Here is a 16,466-nt window from a genome sequence, read left to right as displayed (position 1 = left end):
AATCTGCCCCTTTTGTTATGCTTGTTCGCACGTAAAGCGAGCAGATTATTCTGTGGCCAGTTCAATACAACCGGTTTGGATCAGATCAATCACATGCGGGGCGAAGGAACGCCAGATATCAAGGCGAAAGCTGGTTTCACCGTCCCGCCACAAAATGGTTGAAACGCCGTCAAAGACAGTACGGCAACCCTCACCAATAGCGATCTGGTCAATATCGCGCGGGCAGCCGATGCCAAGCAGGTCAATTGCATCTGGCCCGTGAATAACAACAGTAACCTCGCGCTCGGAAATATCGGTCAGGCTGTGCGGGGTTTGAGCATAAATGCCTGCGCAGGCATTTATCAATCTGGCACTGTCGGACGCGTCGGTCTGGACCTGCCATTCATCGGGGCCAAGACACATGATATCAAAAGGTTCTTTGCGGGCGCGGGTGCCGATCCGGGTTGGTAATTCAAGGCCAATCGCCTGTGACAGGGCCGGAACATCACCCGCCCGCAAGCGCAGCGAAAACCGGGCTACTGGCGCCATCAACGAAACCGAAACAGCCGTGCTGGAAAAAAGCGGGCCCGGGGTAAATTCAGGTGTAAGTGCCATCATCAATCGTTCCCGCCTTAAAGTTTCAGCCGTGTGCCATCAGGATCGTAAAATACCGTCCCGGTGACGTCGGCCCGGATCACGCCATCGGGCATTGGAATGTAAACTGTTTCGCCCATGCGGTTATGTCCACCTTCCAACAAGGCAAAAGCAATGGGGCGGCCCACAGCATCGCTGTGATAGGACGATGTCACATGCCCCACCATTTTCATCGGAACAAGCTGGTTCGGGTCCAACACCAGTTGGGCCCCTTCTTCAAGCTTCGTTGTGCCATCTTGCGTTAACAGGCCCACAAGCTGCTTGCGCCCCGGTGCGACAAGGTCGGGCCGCTCCAGCCCGCGCTTGCCGATAAAATCGGGTTTGTTTTTGCCAATGGCCCAACTCATACCCGCATCATGCGGTGTCACCGTGCCATCCGTATCCTGGCCGACAATGATATAGCCTTTTTCGGCACGCAAAACATGCATCGTTTCGGTGCCATAGGCACACATGCCATATTGCTGGCCCGCATCCCACAGGGTTTGCCAAAGTGCGCGGCCATGACAGGCGGGAACGTTCACTTCAAAACCAAGCTCGCCGGTAAAGCTGACGCGGAACAACCGGGCGGGGAAACCCGCCACCCTGCATTCCACAATCGACATATGGGGAAAGGCATCGTCAGAAATGTCCTGCCCCTCGACAAAAGGTTGCAGCAACTTTCGGGCATTCGGGCCATTAAGCGCAATCGTCGACCAGTGTTCGGTAGTTGATGTTAACCACACCTTCAGGTCCGGCCATTCGGTCTGAAGGTAATCTTCCATCATGTTTAAAACGCGCGCCGCCCCGCCTGTGGTCGTGGTGACGTGAAAGCGGTCGGTGCTTAAACGGCCAATCACACCGTCATCGCGAATAAAGCCGTCATCGCCCAGCAAAAGTCCGTAACGGGTTCTGCCCGGTGCCAGCCTGGTCCAGGGGTTGGTATACATACGGTTCATAAACTCAACCGCATCGGGACCAACGATTTCGATCTTGCCCAATGTCGAGGCATCAAACATGCCCAGCGCGGAACGGGTTGTTTTGCATTCACGCGAAACAGCGGCATTCATATCTTCGCCGTTTTTGGGGAAATACCTGGCCCGTCGCCACATGCTGACAGGTTCAAACACCGCACCGTTTTCTTCGGCCCAGCTGTCAATCGGGGTTTTGCGCGTGACATCAAAATGATCACCGCGATGATACCCGCAAAACACCCCGAACGATGTGGGGGTGTATGGCGGGCGAAACGTCGTCAGACCCACTTCCGGTTGTGGCTTGCCCAATGCATCGGCGGCAATATTCAACCCGTTAATATTGGACATTTTGCCCTGATCGGTCGCCATGCCATTGGTGGTATAGCGTTTTACATGTTCGATCGAATGCATACCTTCGCGCACGGCCAGGCGTAAATCCTTGGCCGTCACATCGTTTTGAAAATCGACAAACGCACGGGCCTTGCCGGGATCTTGGTCGGTTGGCAGTTCCGTGTGGCTTACCCCGGTGCCAATGCGGTCATACTCAACCACATAGGGCGAAACGCTGGCAACCTTGTCAAGATTGCGGGCCACCGCAGCCCCCATGGCTGCCCCGTCATTCAAGACCGCTTTAATGCCCCAAAGGCCCCTGCCCGCCCCGGCAATTTCGCATTCTTCGGTTTTGCGATCCGGCAAAAAGGTTTGCATGGCGTCATCCCAGGCGAGCGCGCCTTTGGTATGGGAAAAAAGATGCAGCGATGGCGTCCAGCCCCCCGACATTAACAGGCAATCGCATTCCAATGTTTCGGGCGCACCGACCTTGCCATTCACAACCGGGTTTACCCGCACCGATTTAATGCGCAATCGCCCCTGTGTGCCGGTTACGCTATAGCCCGACAAAACCCTGATGGATCGCGATTTTGCGGCGGCGACCAGCTTTGCGTCGGGTTCAGAGCGGGTATCAACAATGGCCTGAATTTTCGTTCCGGCATCGGCAAGGTCAAAGGCGGCGTACCAGGCACTGTCGTGGCTGGTCATCACAACAGCATTGTTGCCAACCCGCACGCCATATTTGTTCAAATAGGTTTGTGCTGATCCTGCCAGCATCACACCAGGGCGATCATTGCCATCAAATACCAGCGGTTTTTCCAGCGCACCTTGTGCCAAGATAACCTGCCTGGCCCGCACCCGCCACAGGCGTTCGCGCGGCATGTTTGCATCGGGTAAGGGTAAATGGTCGGTCAGTTTCTGGCACAGACCGACCATATTCTGATGGTAATAGCCAATCGCTGTGGTGCGGGTCATAACGCGCACCCCCAGCGATACAAGTTCGGCAGTCGCCTGCGCGACCCATTGCCATGCCGGTAATCCATCAATGACAGTTTGCGGTTCGCTTATCAGGGTACCACCGGCTTCGGGGTTTTCATCGGCCAGTGTCACGCGCAAACCGGACCGCGCCGCAGTTAATGCTGCGGCCAAACCGGCGGGACCAGCCCCGACAACCAGCACATCGGTATGAAGATAGCGCGAGGCATATTTATCAGGGTCATGTTCGCTGGGCGACACACCAAGCCCGGCGGCTGAACGGATAAAAGGTTCATAAACCTTGTCCCAGAACGATTTCGGCCACATGAAGGTTTTATAATAAAAACCGGCAGAAAACAGCATATAGGCCCGGTCATTGACCGCACCAATGTCAAAAGACAGGCTGGGATATCGGTTTTGGCTGGTAACTTCCAAACCGTTCCAGATTTCCTGCACGGTGGCGCGGGTGTTGGGTTCATACTGCCCCACACCACGCCGCGTGCCGACCAGCGCATTGGGTTCTTCCGATCCGGCGCAAACGGCCCCGCGTGGTCGGTGATATTTAAACGACCGCCCCATCAAATGAATGCCATTGGCCAACAGGGCAGATGTAATTGTGTCGCCTTTATACCCCGAAATGATTTTGCCATCGAATGTGAACTGAACCGGCGTTGTAGGATCAATGCGACCCCGCCCGGTAACGCGAAAGAGGCTCATGTCGATTTCTCCGGCAAGTCGGACAATTCGGGGCGTTTTTCACCCGCCTTGTAAGTGATCAGGAAACGGTCGCTAACCGTGTCGCGCACAGCATTAAAAAACCGGCCACAGCCATGAGAATGACGCCAGCGTTCATAATGCGGGCCTTTAACATTGGTGCGGATAAACAAAAAATTGCGCCATTCCTCGTCACTGACCGGGCCTGAGACATCGGGTCGCGCAATATGGGCTTCACCGGCATAGGTAAATTCCAGTTCCGGCAGGGTTTGCTCACAATAGGGGCAATGGATCAGCAGCATATCCGTTCTCCTTAATGTGCAACAGCGGCAGCAGCGGCTTCGTCAATCAGACGTCCGGTGCCAAATCGTTCCAGGGTAAAGGGCGCATTAATGGCGTGGGGTTCGTCTTTGGCGACGGTCCATGCCAGGGTATGTGCCGCCCCCGGTGTGGCCTTGAACCCGCCCGTTCCCCAGCCGCAATTCACATACAAACCCGGCACCGGGGTTTTACCCAGAATTGCCGAACGATCGGGTGTTACATCCACAATGCCACCCCATTTGCGCAACATCCGCATTCGGTTAAAAATCGGGAAGATTTCACAAATTGCCGCCACTGTATGTTCAATCAGCGGCAAGCCCCCGCGCTGGGAATAGCTGGTATACTGGTCGGTCCCCGACCCGATCACCAGTTCGCCTTTGTCAGACTGGCTGATATAGGCATGAACGGTGTTGGACATAACAACACAGGGAAAAATCGGTTTCACCGGTTCGGATACCAGCGCTTGTAACGGATAACTTTCCAGCGGCAGCCGCACACCGGCAGTTTCCATGACAACCGACGTATGACCCGCCGCCGATACCGCGACCTTTTTCGCCCCAATAAAACCGCGCGCGGTTTCAACACCGGTAACATGCCCGTCCGGTCCCCGACGAATCGCAGTCACCGGGCAGTTTTGAATAATATCAACCCCGCGCATCGCAGCGGCCCGGGCATAACCCCAGGCAACGGCGTCGTGCCGCGCCGTTCCGGCCCGGCTTTGCAAAGCGGCCCCCACAACCGGGAACCGCGCATTGGGTGAAATATCCAGCGGCGGACAAAATTCCTTGGCTTCCTGTGCGCTCAGCCAGCGATTATCAACACCGTTAAGCCGGTTGGAATGAATATGGCGTTTGAAACTTTGAACATCATGAACGTTATGTGCCAGCATCAACACGCCGCGCTTTGAATACATAACGTTATAGTTCAAATCCTGGCTTAACCCGTCCCACAGATCTAGCGCATGGTCATACAGACGCGCACTTTCATCGTAAAGATAGTTGGACCGGATGATTGTGGTGTTGCGGCCGGTATTACCGCCGCCCAGCCACCCTTTGTCGATTACGGCAACATTGGTAATGCCATGTTCCCTGGCCAGGTAATAAGCAGCCCCAAGGCCATGCCCGCCCGCACCGACAATGATAACGTCATATTCCGCTTTGGGCGGGCTGTCCGGCCATTGCGGCGACCAGTTTTTGTTACCGGTCAGCGCGTTTTTCAAAAGCGATAGCGCAGAAAAATGGGTCATGAAAAGCCAGCCCCCCAAAAATGTTATTTTGGGACTGTATCAAGGCCAACATAACGCGCACGGAAAGAATGCGACACTTTCATTGTATGATTGCGCCCGCGCACAGATTATTCCATAACCGGTAACCGGGCTTCGCTAAAGCCCTTGCCAATCGCGTCACAAGCCGCGCGGCACCGTCGCGCCTAACCAGATCTATATGAGGCATCCTCATAAAGATCTGGTATAATAATCGCCCTGGATAACAATGCCTGGATCTATATCTTTTCGATCCTGTGCATTCTCACAGGGCGGTCATCCGTCATCGGCATCCCCAAAACCAGCGATATATCTGTTACCGGCAGAATTTTGCGAATTTCAGTTTCTGTCATCATCGAAAACGCCGTCGACAGGGCATCCGCCGTTGTAGCGCTTGCCGATTGCACGCTAAGGCTGCGCCAAATCGCAGGCGACATGCCGCTTCGCGGATCAATTAAATGCGACCGCCCCCCGGCAAGATCAAAGTAAAAACCATAGGCACCAGACGTTGCCAGGGCATTATTATGCAGTTCTATCACCTCGCGCCCCGGCAATCCGCTTTTGGCCGATTTTATCCGAACACGCCAGTTTTCGCCATTCGCCTGTGACCCAATGGCATGTTGTTCGCCCAAATCAACCAGAACATGGTCAAAGCCGCGCTGCCGCAACAGGGCGGCAATACGATCGGTGATATAGCCCTGTGCAATCCCGTTCAGGGTCACCGCCATGCCGGGCCGGGCCAACGAAACACGACCTTCATCAACAATAACACCGTGATAACCAACATGGTGCAACGCACGTTCAACTGTTGCGTCAATATCGGCACGATCCGATGTATTTTGCATCGAAAGGTCAGCCAAGGCCTGCCATACCGGCTGGATCGTGGGATCAAAGGCCCCCCTGGTCAGCGAGGCAAAACCGCACGCGCGGGCCATCAGATCAATGAATTCCTGTTCCGGGTTATCAACCTTGCCATATGTGTTTAACCGGGCAAGGGTCGAGGTTGGCCGATAAAGGCTGAAAATATTTTCAAGTCGGTCAATTTCAACCACAATATCGGACAGCACCTGATCGGCATGTGGCTTATCGGTGCCATCAAGCAAAATTGTTGCCTGCGCACCCAGTGCTGTTCCCTGCCAACGATGCAGCAATGACGCCGATGCCCCACTTGCTTTTGCCGCGCGCGGAATTCCCGCAAGAACACCCGCACCCGCACAGGCAAACAGGGTTAATGTCCGTCTTTTTTTCAGATCAGTCATGATTTTGTCTCCGGCGGTGCACCGCTATCCAGGACATAACTTTGCGGAATTTCGTTGTAGCGCACGATATTGCCGCCGTGATTTTTCACATAATCCTCGGCCGCAGTCCGGGTTGAAAACGGCACAACTTCGCCAACCTGATAGGCCTGTTGGCTGACATTGGTTGGGTCAGCCAAACCTTGTGCCGCCATACCGCTGGTCTGATTGCTGTTAAGGACAAAAAAGGCTGACTGGATTTTGATCCATTTTTGCGGCGGATTATTCCAGTCGGTATAGCCGGTCATGTCTGACACATAAGTGACCACAATTTCTCCGGCCTCGCCGGGAAACAGGCTATAGGCAATCGCATCGCGAACAGAGGGAAACCAGAACGGCTGGTCAGAATTGCGGCGAAAAACCTGCGCTTTTGGCCCGGGATGATCTTCAATAATCATTCCGCAAAAAAATCCCTGCGCATCGCGGCTTACCGACACGGGGGACGGCACTTCAACCTTTTGCACATTGTCGCACCCCGCAAGCAAGACGCACAAAACAGCCATGGCAGACAATTGCTTTTTCATAACGATTTCCGATGAAAAATGCCCACAGCCAAGCCCAATGGCAACAATGTCCAGACCAGCAAAGACACCAGTGCCCCCGACAAGGCCAATCCCCCCGCCATTTCAGCACCCAGCAAGCCCGCCGCAACACGAATGTCTTCAACACCGGCCAGGTTCAGCATGCGAAATGCATCAGCAGGGTTTAGCAACAACAGAAAATTAAACAATGCAGGCCCGATAATAGCGGCCTGATCGGCCACCAGCCCGCCCAGCAAGGCCATGTCATACATCACAACAAAAACCAGCCAGACGATAAACGCCAGAGCCGCAGCCGCACCGCGCTGTTGTGGCAAGCCGCTTATGACCAGACCGATGGCAACAAATACCGCCCCCAGCCAGACAGAACTGGCAACCAAAAGCACATAACCATGCCAATTGGCACTGCCAGGTGACAGCACAGCCAGAAACACGGCCGCAACGCCAAAACCGGTAATGGTTGCCGCGCCCAGACCAAATGTCTGGCCGATAAATTTACCCGCCACCACCTGCCAGCGCGCAACCGGATAGGTCAGCAGCAAAGCCATGGTTCCACGTTCAACTTCACCAACCAGCGCATCGTAGGATAATAACAACGCCATCAAGGGCAGCAAAAAAACCGCAAGGCTGGTCAGGCTGACGGTTGTTACTGCCACCCGGTCCACCCCGACCGAACCCAAAGGTGCACTGCCGACAAAGGTCAAACCCAGGGCAAAAACCATCAAGGCCCCGGTTGCCCCCAAAAACCAGCGATTACGGATACCGTCGCAAAATTCCTTGCTGGCCAGAATAACAATGGCTCTCATGACGGGATGCTCCGGTTCTGAAAGTGCAAATACAAATCGGCAAGGGTCGGCTGATAGATATCGAGATCGTCAAATTCTGAAACGTTGCCAACCAGATAACATAATATTTCCATCTTGCGGCTTGCAGGCAAGGCAAGCTCTAGCGCATGCCCATTGACCAAATTCCCTGTCACCCCGGCAGGCAAGGACGGGGCAAAATTTATGAACCTGTCGGTCTGGTTGCTGGTCAGTCTGATGTGAAGGGGCAGATTGGCCTGTTCGCGAAGTTCTGCCAGTGTTCCCGCTGCAATCAGATGGCCTTTGCGCAAAATGGCAATTTTTCGCGTGTGGGTTTCAAGTTCCGTCAGGGCGTGCGACGACAAAATGACGCTAACGCCGTCACGTTCAAGTTCCGCCAGAATATTATAAAAGCTGTGACGCAGTTCCGGGTCCAGCCCGGTCGTGGGTTCATCAAGCAACAATACACGCGGGTTTCCGATCAATGCCTGGGCAAGGCCCAATCGTTGCCGCATCCCTTTGGAATAGGCACCAACCTTTTTCCCACCCGCATCCCCAAGGCCAACCCGTTCAAGAAGATCCTTGCAATCGCTTACCGGCTGGCGTTTTAACCGCGCATAAAATGTCAACGTTTCCAGACCGCTCAACGCTGGATAAAAGGCGATATTTTCGGGCAGATACCCCAGATGCTGGCGCACTTGCGTTGCCCCGGAACCGGCCGGATCAACGCCCAATATCCGAACTTCGCCAGCATCGGGGCGGATCAGGCCCAGCACCAGTTTCATCAATGTGGTTTTACCCGCACCGTTATGGCCTAACAAGGCAAGGCTTTCACCCGCCTCAATCGACAAAGACAGATTTTCCAGCGCATGCTGGGTATCAAAAATTTTGGTTACACCACGGACGCAAACTGCCTGTTTAGCCGGCATGGTTGGTTTCTCCCTGGATAATAGAGATCGGGGGCGGCACCATTAACGGCGTGCTATCGACCACACCGCCCGGATGCAAGGCGGGAAACCGTGATTGTGCCCATTTCAATATTTGAAATGCAGGCGCATTAATAAGCAGTTTTGCAGACGGGTGCGCCCAGACCACTTGATCAAGCATGTCGTTGGGGCGATAGGGCCGATCCGCAATGCCGTCGCCATCAAGGTCAAAGGCGGCATTATCGCTCCAGTAATTGCCACGACCGTTTTGCGACCATTCCAGCCAGCGCGTCCCGACATATTTTACCTGGGTGCGGTTGCCGATAAAGGCGTTATCAACAATGATATTACGTTCTGAACCGGCGGTGAAATGCACACCAATGCCGCATCCTTCAAACATATTGTCGCGGAAATCGTTTTTGTTGGAATTATAGATAAAAACGCATTTTGTCCCGCCATGTTGCACGACATTTCCGCGAAAATTTGATGCGTTGGCATAGTTCAGCATAATGCCATGATCCTGATCACCATCCGACAGATTGCCGATAACCTGCAAATGGTCCGAATACATCAGGGCGTAGCCAACCGTATTGTCATAAGACCGGTTGCCGCGAATTTCGCTGTGGTTGGTGTACATGTAATGAATGGCAAAGCGCACATCGCGAAAAACATTATCGGCAAAAAGATTTTCGCGACTTGTGGTGACGAAAATACCATCGCGCCCCTGCGATACCCGGTTGCCAATAACCTGCGAACCCGGGGTATTCCAAAGCTGAATGCCATTGCCGCGTTCATTCACGCGCAAATCCTGCCGTCCGACAACGTCGTTATTTTGAACAATCGCGTTATCAGGCCCCGAAAGATAAATCCCGATCAGATTGTTATCGATCCGGTTATCTTCAATGCGGGCATTGTCGCCATTTGGCGTGACAAAAATTCCGGAATCCTGGGTCGCAAGCGTTAACCCCGAGCCCGTAACCTTAATACCATGAATGTAAACACCCGGCGCGTCGACTGTAATGACATTACCGGTCCCCTCACCCCGAATGACTGCCGTGGCCGGGCCGGTTAATTCAACTGCACGCGAAAGAATGATCGAACCCTCATGGAGGCCTGGCTGCAAAACAACCCGGTCACCGTCCTGCGCCCGGGCAAGGACCTGCACAAGCGCACCTGGCAGCGCAGCAACCGAAAATTCAGCGGCAACAACCGGCCCACACAGCAAGGCCAGAATGACCAGCAAAAAGCTGGTCATTCCTCCCATTTTTAATCCCTTGACTACCGGGAACATTGCATGCTCCGATCAGGCCGGTTTAACCAGCATACGACCGCGCATTTCCATGTGCAGCGCATGACAGAACCACTGGCAATAGAACCAGTGAACGCCCGGTCGATCTGCCTTGAACGTGACAGATGCGGTAGCCAACGGTGCCACCTCCATTGCCACACCATAATTTGCGATGGTGAAACCGTGGGTCAGATCATCGACGTCATCAATATTGGTGACAAAGACGGTAACTTCATCGCCCTGGTTAACCTCGAATTTCTCCAGGCTGTACATCGGTGCGCTGGAATACATATAGACGCGCACCTTGTTGCCATCGCGGATAACATCCTCGGCACTTTCAAGGTCAACACCATCCTTTTTCGCCCATGCCCGTGCATCATCCCAGGTCGGATCATTACGATCCCAAACCCGAACCGGGTTCACGATTGAGCGTTTAACGATGATACAGTCGTGCGGTTCGGCAAAGGTTGGGCCATCGTGAACAATAACCGGCACATCACCAGTAATATCCATCAACTGGTCATTTTCAGGTTTCAACGGACCAACATTGATAAACCGGTCTTTGGAAAACTTGTTAAGGCTGACCAGCCACTTGCCATCTGCTTCCTTGGTTTCACCCATGGATGTATGGTTATGGCCCGGCTGATATTCGACATCGACCTTATTCAGGATCGGATCAACTTCTTCGCCCTTGAATTTGCGCAGGGCCTTGTCGATGTTCCATTTGCAAATCTGACTATCGATAAACAGGGTGGTAAAGGCATTTCCCTGACCATCGAAAGCCGTATGAAGCGGGCCAAGACCCAGTTCCGGTTCGGCAACAACCACACCGCGCGGTTTGATTTTGTCGTTAAAGCAATCTTCAAACAGGGTAACGTCAAGAACGGTAACCGTCGGCGACAACTTGCCATTAATCACAATATGGCGGCCATCCGGGGCGGTGTTACAGCCATGCGGGCTGTTTGATACCGGCACATAACGGGTCAGAGGCGACCCATGACGGCCATCAAGCACCTTAACGCCATTCATGATCTTGAATTTGCCATCACGAACGGCCTGCTCGATCCGTTCGATCGAGAAAATAACCGCCCAATCCTGCTCGCTAGCGGTCATCTCGGACAGGGTTGTCCCTTCTTCCGAGTTATAACAGGTCGAAACAGCATATTTACCCTGATAATCGGCATCGCAATTATCAAGGTTGCCATCTACAATCACCTGCCAGGCAACTTCCATGCTATCGCCGTCAATGGCGGTAAAGATGGCATGATATTTTTTGGGTTCATCGAGAATTGAACCGTCATTTGGCATCGGCACACGATGTTCGCCATTGGCAAACACGTACCCGGTCCGCGGGTATTTTTGCGGGCGCAAACCATGAATATCGGACGCATTCGGAATTTCGGTAATTTTGTCACATTTCATGACATCGCAACGAATACGGCCAACACGGGTGTTGGCCTTATCATTCACAAACAAATAGCGGCCATCATAGGTACCATCGGTGAACGACATATGCGGGTGATGCAAATCGCCGTTAACCCAGCTACCACCTTTATCAGCTAGGAACTTTTTGGTGTCGTCGGTCAAACCTTCGGTTAAAATTTTAAGGCTTTCATTGGTCTGTCCCCAACCGGTTGCACTGCAACGGTTAAAAACCGGGATCCGCATCAGTTCGCGCATCGATGGCACCCCCATGATACGCACTTCACCGGCCTGCCCGCTGCTCCAGAAACCATAATATTCATCAAGATCGCCTGGTGCGACGTTGGCGGCACCCTGTGCGGTTGCAGCAACAGCCGGCCGACTGTTGCCCATCAAAACCGAACTTCCGGCAAGGCCTGCGGCCCCGGTTGCTGTTGCAAGACCTGCCAGACCGGCAACCTTTGCAGTCCCGCCCAACAGGCTTCTGCGCGTTAATTTCATGTTCTCGTCATGATTAGACATAATAAAACTCCTGATCGTGCATGTTATATTCCGTCCGCAATATTCAGATCGGAATCCGGCCCAGTCTTTCCTTTGCCACTGGACGTTCCAGTGGCTGGACTATTTTGATTTGGAGAAGCTGGAGTTTTGATTTGCAATGCCAGTCGCCGTTCAACACGGGCCAGTTTTTTAATAACCACCGGGCAATCGTGTTCGTCGTAATAAAGTTCCTGGCAATGCAGGCAATATAGGCATTCATTGGGGTCAATATGCCCATCGGGGTGGATGGCCTGAACCATGCACTCGACCGAGCACCGCTGGCACGGCGAACCGCAATCGCGATAGCGCTTTAACCAGTCATTGATGCGCATCCGCCCCGGAATGGCCAGTGCGGCACCCAACGGGCAAAGATAGCGACAAAAGAACCGTTCGACAAAAAGCCCGATCCCCAGCAAAACAAAGGCATACAGAACAAAAGGCCATTCACGGACAAAACCCAGAATAATTGCGGTTTTGAACGGTTCGATCTCGGCAATGCGTTCGGCCTGATCAAAGTCGTGAAACGCCACGCCAAACAGCACCAGAAACCCGATATATTTAAGCGGCCATAGTCGCTGATGCACAGCAAACGGAATGGTCAGTTGCGGAATGCGAATAACTTTCGCAAGTTTGTTAAGCAATTCCTGCAAGGCACCAAACGGGCACAACCAACCGCAATAGGCCCCGCGCCCCCAAAAAATCATCGCCGCAGCAACGGCAAACCACAGAATGAAGATCAACGGGTCCATCAGGAAATAGCCCCAGTCGAAACCGGACCCGAACGATGTTGCCACTGTTAAAACATTCACAACCGAAAGCTGGGCGTGGGCGTAATAGCCAATCCAGACCACAGTAAACAACAAAAAGCCGATACGGATACGTTCTGTCAGTTTGCGGCGACGCACAAACCAGTCCTGGAAAAAGAACAACCCGGTCAAAAGCAGTATGGCTGTTACCAGAACGGCAATATCAACCACCCGGCTTTTCCAGACCCGCATCCACAGTGCATCGCGGCCCTGATCGTCATCGCTTACAGTGACATCACCGCCCGCTGCCGGGGCAGCCGCGCCCTGCCCCGATGCCGGTGCGGGCGAGGCAATTTTGCGCAGATATTTGGCCGGTGGCGTATAATCCAGCCCAACAGTGGTGAAAATTTTGTCCAACGCACCCAAGGGGCGTTGTACCAGCAATTGAAAATGCCACGGGGCGGCCGGGTCGAATTTTATGTCGCGCGGCACAACAAACAGGGACACTTCATTAAATTCGGGTGCGCCATCGGCGGCGATTTCGCCAAGGCGTTTGTGATGGCGGTCGCGAAAACGAATGCTGGTATCACCCTGAACGACCTGAATACGATCAAATACGCCACCGCGAACATAACCGGACCCTTTGAAGGAATATTCGCCGTTCGCAGCAATTAAAATCGCCTGCTGACCGGGCTGCAGCACTTTTTGCAAGTTGGCATATTCGGCATCCCCCAAAAGGCTGCGCCCGATCGTCGGGATGGAAACCAGCGCCGCATACAGATCAATAAAAGTGGTATCACCCGGAGGGGGCAACGCCTTGCTGGCGGCACGCGGGTCGCCATTGCTGGCAAAAGCCTGGTTCACATCGTCGCGCGTAACATCCAGCCGACGCACCGATCCGTCACCTAACAGGCTTTGCCAGTCAACAATGCTACTTTGTTCTGTGTCGACAACATATTGGTCGGCAACGCCACCAGAAACGACCAGGCCCCCAAGCTGCAAGGCACGGGCCACCTTGATCGCCGAGCGTCGAATGGAATCATCAATCACCATAATGGTGACCGTCGCCCCGCTGACGATGTCGGAAGGCAAGACATCCTGGGTATCGCTTTTGGCATAGGCGGCCACGTCAAACCCGGCATAGCCATCGATGTAATGGGTTATTTTGCTTTCCGGGATGCCAAGCAGAATGATCGGTTCCTTGTGGGCAACCATGCGCCCACTGGTGATTACGCCCGCACCTGTCATGCCCAGCACAACATCAATCGGCTTGCCCGAATAACCGATGGAATTGGACCAGTCGCTGTTTAGAAAGATAAAACCAAGTGGCTGTTGCCCTTTAAACACCGGCGCAACGGGCATGTCGGCACGGATGTCGCCAATACGATCTCCGTCTTTAAAAAAATCAGTGACATTGATTTTGGCAAGATACGTCGAAAGGCGTTCTGCCTGGGCGTTACTGCCTAGCAGTATCACGGCAAAAACGGCCAACAAAGCCAGTGCCCGTCGCTGCCAATCCGATATCCGATATTCTGGCACTTGTGTCATTCCCCGCGCATATGCGGTTTCCCATAAAACCGCGACCACCGAGGGAAAGACCTATACCTTAGAGAGGACTTCTGACTTGACTTTGGTCATTTTTCAAAACAAGTCTGGAATAATTATAAAACCAAAAAATGATATAATTTGAAAAATTTATATCTAATTACAAGGGGATATTATTAAAGGCGACTTAATAATGGCAATGCTTTAGTGCCAGAACACAAACCACTGCCGTTTCATTTAAATCGGTGTCGCCAAAATCAGAAACATACAGCCCCGAACGATAAAAGCGGTAAAACCCGCTATCGGCCTGTGCCAAGGGCGGATTCCGCCAGGATTTTGCGATCAAGAATTTTCAGACGGCTTCCCTTGGCGATTGCACCAGCCGCTTCGAGTTTTCGCAAGGACCGGGAAAAGGTTTCGGGTCGAACGCCGATCCGGCTTGCGATTTGGCGTTTCTCGGGATAGCTGACGCTGTTTTCACAATCAAGCTGTTCACAACAGCAATCTTCAAAATCGATCAGGAAAGAAGCTAGTCGTTGTACCGGTTTGGTATGACGAAGCAGGAAAATTTCGTCGCGCAAAAAGCGTTCCCATTCAATCAGAGCACCCAGAACCTCTGTTGCAACGCGCGGGGTGCTGCGCAAAATACCAATGCAGGCTTCGCGCGGAATCACAACGACATCGCATTCATCCATCACTTCGCAATTTACCGGATAAGCCCGCCCGGCAAGCGAAATGGCCGCAGCAAAGGCGCCGGGGCGGGTTAAAAAATGTATCACCGTTTCGTCGCCCTGCGCCGAAATCCTGACCAGTCGCAATTGCCCCGATAGCAGGAAATACAAATGATCAGCAATGCTTCCTGTCTCAAACAGATGCTCGCCAACACCATAATGCTCAACCCGGCACCTATCGCTTAAATCGCGAAACCGTTCTGCCCCCAGAGCAGCAAATAACGGGGCTGTCGCAACCAGATCGCGTTCAGCGTCAGACAGCAGTCTTGAACTCATTTTTTTCTCCCTCGCGCTCTGCAATGCCACACCATTCGGCCAATGTTTCCACATTCTCAATACGAAAAATACGCCCATTGGCATGTTGAGATACACCAACCTCTGTCAGTTTTTTAAAAGCCCGCGATATGGTTTCACTGGTCATGCCCAGCTTGCGCGCCAATGCTGATTTCTCAATGGTGAGCGGCGTTTCATATATACCGTTGGTCACCACGGCATCGGCCAGCAGGTAAATCCCCAGTCGTTGTACTGCCGACCGGCATTTAAATTCTTCTGCCTGGCGCAACATTTGGCGCAGCCGCTCGGTCATCGCCGACATCATCGTCAACGCGCAATCAAAATGATCAGCCAGAAAATCAGAAAACCTCACCCCGTCAATACGGATGGCCGTGGTGGCCTCCAAGGTTCGGACGGACACAACATAGCGACCACTGGGGATCAGCGCACATTCCCCCACAAGCTGTCCGTCGCCCAGCAGATCAATAAGTCCGCTTTTGCCGTCACAATCTTCAAATGACAGCTCAACATGCCCATTCACAATCAGGTACATTGCCAATGCCGGTTGTCCGGAACAAAACATTTCCGTGTTGGCATCCAGCCGCGCCCATTCGCAAAGACGTGCCAGTTTAAGAATATCTTCCTGTCGCCAGGTTCGAAAATAGCTTGCGAAGCGAAGAACACCAGCGATACGTTCGACATCGTTCATCATGACCTGATCCGTAATGCGGGGACTATAATCCACGCTGAAATCACTCTAACATCATGACATTGCTTACTCTTGTTTCCATGTCAAAATGCCATGGTGCACCAGCGAGATCGAATTTTCGGTACATTCACCAGTGTCTGTCGGGCCGTCACTTCGGGCAAGACATGCGCAGCCGGTCTGCCTTGGTCGGGATTTGATCGAAAACGACCTGAAACAAAATCGCCGCAAGTATTTAAAGCGATGAAGTGGCCGAAAAGTTCAAGAACAGCGAAGATCGCCAGCCCGAAAATGACACCCGCAAAACGGGTGCTTGTCAGCAAGGTGCAACGACAATGTAACATGCTAACGAATAATCAGCGACACATATGATGGCCCGCTGGCTTAATTAAAAGATACGTATCTAAAATTAAGAATGGTTCTGACAGGACGGTCCGAAAACGTATTTAACGACATCAAATCTCATAG

At 53.0% G+C, this 16,466-nt stretch carries 13 protein-coding genes; all 13 read right to left on the bottom strand.

The window, feature by feature from the left end:
- Window positions 1–45: 45 nt before the first annotated feature.
- The 13 genes from AAC086_RS02525 to AAC086_RS02465 all read right to left on the bottom strand — a co-directional run bounded on the left by AAC086_RS02525 (window position 46) and on the right by AAC086_RS02465 (window position 16,004).
- The gene (locus AAC086_RS02525) at window positions 46–597 is read right to left on the bottom strand and encodes a sarcosine oxidase subunit gamma (RefSeq protein WP_339774890.1); all 552 of its coding nucleotides are present in this window, start codon (window positions 595–597) and stop codon (window positions 46–48) included.
- A gap of 14 nt (window positions 598–611) precedes the next feature.
- Window positions 612–3,605, bottom strand: a complete 2,994-nt coding sequence (locus tag AAC086_RS02520; RefSeq protein ID WP_339774888.1) for a sarcosine oxidase subunit alpha — start codon at window positions 3,603–3,605, stop codon at window positions 612–614.
- On the bottom strand, window positions 3,602–3,904 hold the full coding sequence (locus tag AAC086_RS02515; RefSeq protein WP_339774886.1) for a sarcosine oxidase subunit delta: 303 nt from the start codon (window positions 3,902–3,904) through the stop codon (window positions 3,602–3,604). The genes AAC086_RS02520 and AAC086_RS02515 overlap by 4 nt, the downstream gene beginning before the upstream one ends.
- Window positions 3,905–3,915: 11 nt before the next feature.
- The gene (locus tag AAC086_RS02510) at window positions 3,916–5,169 is read right to left on the bottom strand and encodes a sarcosine oxidase subunit beta family protein (protein ID WP_339774883.1); all 1,254 of its coding nucleotides are present in this window, start codon (window positions 5,167–5,169) and stop codon (window positions 3,916–3,918) included.
- 254 nt (window positions 5,170–5,423) lie between these two features.
- Window positions 5,424–6,443 carry an FAD:protein FMN transferase gene (locus AAC086_RS02505; protein WP_339774881.1) on the bottom strand — a complete coding sequence of 340 codons (1,020 nt, stop codon included), beginning with the start codon at window positions 6,441–6,443 and terminating at the stop codon, window positions 5,424–5,426.
- Entirely contained in the window at window positions 6,440–7,003 is a 564-nt protein-coding gene (locus AAC086_RS02500) for a nitrous oxide reductase accessory protein NosL (RefSeq protein ID WP_339774878.1), read from the bottom strand. Before AAC086_RS02500 ends, AAC086_RS02505 begins: the two co-directional genes overlap by 4 nt.
- A complete protein-coding gene (locus AAC086_RS02495) occupies window positions 7,000–7,824 on the bottom strand; it encodes an ABC transporter permease subunit (protein WP_339774876.1) in 825 nt (274 codons plus the stop codon). Before AAC086_RS02495 ends, AAC086_RS02500 begins: the two co-directional genes overlap by 4 nt.
- Window positions 7,821–8,750 (bottom strand): ABC transporter ATP-binding protein, encoded by a 930-nt coding sequence (locus AAC086_RS02490; protein WP_339774874.1) that lies wholly within the window; start codon window positions 8,748–8,750, stop codon window positions 7,821–7,823. Before AAC086_RS02490 ends, AAC086_RS02495 begins: the two co-directional genes overlap by 4 nt.
- On the bottom strand, window positions 8,740–10,038 hold the full coding sequence (locus tag AAC086_RS02485) for a nitrous oxide reductase family maturation protein NosD (protein ID WP_339774872.1): 1,299 nt from the start codon (window positions 10,036–10,038) through the stop codon (window positions 8,740–8,742). Before AAC086_RS02485 ends, AAC086_RS02490 begins: the two co-directional genes overlap by 11 nt.
- A gap of 12 nt (window positions 10,039–10,050) precedes the next feature.
- On the bottom strand, window positions 10,051–11,979 hold the full coding sequence (gene nosZ / locus AAC086_RS02480) for a TAT-dependent nitrous-oxide reductase (RefSeq protein WP_339774870.1): 1,929 nt from the start codon (window positions 11,977–11,979) through the stop codon (window positions 10,051–10,053).
- 23 nt (window positions 11,980–12,002) lie between these two features.
- Entirely contained in the window at window positions 12,003–14,291 is a 2,289-nt protein-coding gene (locus tag AAC086_RS02475; RefSeq protein WP_339774868.1) for a 4Fe-4S binding protein, read from the bottom strand.
- Window positions 14,292–14,587: 296 nt separating this feature from the next.
- Window positions 14,588–15,295: a Crp/Fnr family transcriptional regulator gene (locus tag AAC086_RS02470; protein WP_339774867.1), complete on the bottom strand. Its 708-nt coding sequence runs from the start codon at window positions 15,293–15,295 to the stop codon at window positions 14,588–14,590.
- Window positions 15,273–16,004 carry a Crp/Fnr family transcriptional regulator gene (locus AAC086_RS02465; RefSeq protein ID WP_339774864.1) on the bottom strand — a complete coding sequence of 244 codons (732 nt, stop codon included), beginning with the start codon at window positions 16,002–16,004 and terminating at the stop codon, window positions 15,273–15,275. Before AAC086_RS02465 ends, AAC086_RS02470 begins: the two co-directional genes overlap by 23 nt.
- Between the last annotated feature and the right edge of the window lie 462 nt (window positions 16,005–16,466).

It is taken from the genome of uncultured Thalassospira sp., assembly GCF_963976115.1.
Lineage (GTDB): Bacteria > Pseudomonadota > Alphaproteobacteria > Rhodospirillales > Thalassospiraceae > Thalassospira.
The sequence above is the reverse complement of the archived record's forward strand: the minus strand, read 5'-3'. Positions and strand labels throughout refer to the sequence as shown.

What these genes read in the sequence shown, in the direction of transcription:
- AAC086_RS02485 (WP_339774872.1), bottom strand. Translation starts at nt 10,038, where the DNA reads ATGTTCCCGGTAGTCAAGGGATTAAAAATGGGAGGAATGACCAGCTTT.
- AAC086_RS02505 (WP_339774881.1), bottom strand. Translation starts at nt 6,443, where the DNA reads ATGACTGATCTGAAAAAAAGACGGACATTAACCCTGTTTGCCTGTGCG.
- AAC086_RS02490 (WP_339774874.1), bottom strand. Translation starts at nt 8,750, where the DNA reads ATGCCGGCTAAACAGGCAGTTTGCGTCCGTGGTGTAACCAAAATTTTT.
- AAC086_RS02475 (WP_339774868.1), bottom strand. Translation starts at nt 14,291, where the DNA reads ATGACACAAGTGCCAGAATATCGGATATCGGATTGGCAGCGACGGGCA.
- AAC086_RS02510 (WP_339774883.1), bottom strand. Translation starts at nt 5,169, where the DNA reads ATGACCCATTTTTCTGCGCTATCGCTTTTGAAAAACGCGCTGACCGGT.
- nosZ (WP_339774870.1), bottom strand. Translation starts at nt 11,979, where the DNA reads ATGTCTAATCATGACGAGAACATGAAATTAACGCGCAGAAGCCTGTTG.
- AAC086_RS02515 (WP_339774886.1), bottom strand. Translation starts at nt 3,904, where the DNA reads ATGCTGCTGATCCATTGCCCCTATTGTGAGCAAACCCTGCCGGAACTG.
- AAC086_RS02500 (WP_339774878.1), bottom strand. Translation starts at nt 7,003, where the DNA reads ATGAAAAAGCAATTGTCTGCCATGGCTGTTTTGTGCGTCTTGCTTGCG.
- AAC086_RS02495 (WP_339774876.1), bottom strand. Translation starts at nt 7,824, where the DNA reads ATGAGAGCCATTGTTATTCTGGCCAGCAAGGAATTTTGCGACGGTATC.
- AAC086_RS02470 (WP_339774867.1), bottom strand. Translation starts at nt 15,295, where the DNA reads ATGAGTTCAAGACTGCTGTCTGACGCTGAACGCGATCTGGTTGCGACA.
- AAC086_RS02520 (WP_339774888.1), bottom strand. Translation starts at nt 3,605, where the DNA reads ATGAGCCTCTTTCGCGTTACCGGGCGGGGTCGCATTGATCCTACAACG.
- AAC086_RS02465 (WP_339774864.1), bottom strand. Translation starts at nt 16,004, where the DNA reads ATGATGAACGATGTCGAACGTATCGCTGGTGTTCTTCGCTTCGCAAGC.
- AAC086_RS02525 (WP_339774890.1), bottom strand. Translation starts at nt 597, where the DNA reads ATGATGGCACTTACACCTGAATTTACCCCGGGCCCGCTTTTTTCCAGC.